Consider the following 2,297-nt stretch of genomic DNA (forward strand, 5'->3'; position numbering starts at 1 on the left):
GCGCCTGCGGCCGGTCGAGGGCGCACTGCTGCTCGGTGGCGGGCCATTGGTGGCAGAGGTGGCCGGTTTTGCCAAACGTCTGACCGATGAAGTCTACAGCTACGCCGACGAGCGCCTGGCACTGCCGGCCTGGGGTCGCGGGGCTGGGGCCCAGGCTCAAGGCGGTGGTGTTCGATGCCAGCCACCTGGCCGACAGCGACCAACTCAAGCAACTGCGCGAGTTCTTCCAGCCACTGCTGCGCAGCCTGGCCGCCAGTGCCCATATCGTGATCCTGGGCCGCGCGCCCGAGGCCCTCGACGATCCGTTGGCCAGCGTCGCCCAACGCGCGCTGGAGGGCTTCAGCCGTTCGCTGGCCAAAGAGCTGCGCAACGGCGCCACCCTGCAATTGCTGTATGTCGACAAGGCCGGCGAGCAGCAACTGGAAGGCGCCCTGCGGTTTTTCCTGTCGCCCAAAAGTGCCTTCATCAGCGGCCAGGTATTGCGCCTGGGCGCCTGCAGCGCCCAGGTCCAGGACTGGTCTCGCCCCCTCGCCGGGCGCAAGGCGCTGGTGACCGGCGCGGCCCGCGGCATCGGCGCGGCCATTGCCGAAACCCTGGCCCGGGATGGCGCCGAGGTCGTGCTGCTGGATGTGCCCCAGGCCAAGGCCGACCTTGATGCCCTGGCTGCGCGGCTGGGCGGGCGCAGCGTGGCACTGGACATCTGCGCCAGCGACGCCGCGGCGCAACTGCTCGAAGCATTGCCCGACGGCATCGATGTCGTGGTGCACAACGCCGGCATCACCCGCGACAAGACCCTGGCCAACATGACGCCCGAATACTGGGACGCGGTGCTGGCGGTCAACCTCAAGGCACCACAGGTGCTGACCCAGGCCCTGCTCGACGGCGGCGCCCTGCACGACAACGCACGCATCGTGCTGCTGGCCTCGATCAGCGGCATCGCCGGTAACCGTGGCCAGGCCAACTATGCCGCCAGCAAGGCTGGCCTGATCGGCCTCGCCCAGGCCTGGGCGCCACACCTGGCCGAACGCGGCATCAGCATCAATGCGGTGGCGCCGGGCTTTATCGAAACGCGCATGACCGCTGCCATCCCGTTCGCCCTGCGCGAAGCCGGGCGGCGCATGAGTTCGCTGGGCCAGGGCGGGCTGCCGCAGGATGTGGCCGAAGCCGTGGCATGGCTGGGCCAACCGGGCAGCGGCGCAGTCAATGGCCAGGTGCTGCGGGTGTGCGGCCAGGCCGTGATGGGAGCGTGACCATGGACCGACAATGGCACGACCTGAGCCGTACCGCAGGGCTGAGCGGGCTGTACCTGAAGGCCGCGCGCAAACGCAGGATCAGCGGCGACCCGCTGCCCAGCGGGGGGCTGCACTGCGCCATCGCAGTCGATACAGCGCGCCTGCAGGCGTACCGCAAGCTGTGTCACTTCGCTGACGACAGCCACCTGCCGGCAACGTTCCCGCATGTCATGGCGTTCGCCCTGCAACTGCAACTGCTGACCGCGCCCGACTTCCCGTTCCCGTTGCTGGGCCTGGTGCACATCAACAACCGCATTCGCGTGCTACGCCCGCTGGGGGGCGTCAGCGGCCTGCGCTTCAGCGTATTCGTGGAAAACCTGCAAGCCCATGAAAAAGGCGCGACCTTCGACCTGATCACTGAAGCCGAAGACGGCCTGGGGCTGATCTGGACCGAGCGCAGCCGCATGCTGTGTCGCGGCCTGCAGCTTGCCAGTGAGCCAGCCACCGAAGAGGCCCCCCAGCCGCTGCCCCTGAGCGAACTCACGCGCTGGTACGCCGACAGCGACATCGGCCGGCGCTACGCCAAGGTGTGTGGCGACTACAACCCGATCCACCTCAGCGCGGCCACGGCCAAGCTGTTCGGCTTCCCCCAGGCCATCGCCCACGGCATGTGGAGCAAGGCCATGGCGCTGGCGGCAGTGCGCGGGCACCTGCCGCTCAGCGGCTACGAAGTGGAGGTGGCGTTTCACAAACCGGTGCGTCTGCCCAGCGAAGTGGTGCTGCACGCCAGCGCGGTGGCGCCCGACGGCCAGTTTCGTCTGGCCGGGCATGGGGCGCTGCAGCACATGGTCGGAAGTTGGCACACACTGCACGAATCTTCTAGACCTGCGTGAAGTGCGGGGCGATAAAGGATTTTTTGCCGGTACACCGTGATGAGCCCCAACTGGATCGACCTGCGCCAGGAGCCTGACACCGGCATCGAGACCCTGCGCGCGCACTTTCAGGGCCACGCCTACGACCCGCACTGGCACGACAGCTACCTGGTCGGCGTGACCGAACAGGGCG

Annotated in this window: 2 protein-coding genes and 1 pseudogene; all 3 read left to right on the plus strand. The window is 68.2% G+C overall.

Annotated features, from left to right (window positions below; all coding sequences use genetic code 11):
- Positions 1–1,250 (plus strand): annotated as a pseudogene (locus G3436_RS05565) (3-oxoacyl-ACP reductase); the annotation flags it as partial.
- Positions 1,251–1,252: 2 nt separating this feature from the next.
- A complete protein-coding gene (locus G3436_RS05570; RefSeq protein WP_163942216.1) occupies positions 1,253–2,125 on the plus strand; it encodes a MaoC family dehydratase in 873 nt (290 codons plus the stop codon).
- Positions 2,126–2,161: 36 nt separating this feature from the next.
- On the plus strand, positions 2,162–2,297 hold a 136-nt coding region (locus G3436_RS05575; RefSeq protein ID WP_338001209.1), incomplete at its 3' end, for an AraC family ligand binding domain-containing protein.

Source organism: Pseudomonas brassicae (genome assembly GCF_010671725.1).
Lineage (GTDB): Bacteria > Pseudomonadota > Gammaproteobacteria > Pseudomonadales > Pseudomonadaceae > Aquipseudomonas > Aquipseudomonas brassicae.

What these genes read in the sequence shown, in the direction of transcription:
- G3436_RS05570 (WP_163942216.1), top strand. Translation starts at nt 1,253, where the DNA reads ATGGACCGACAATGGCACGACCTGAGCCGTACCGCAGGGCTGAGCGGG.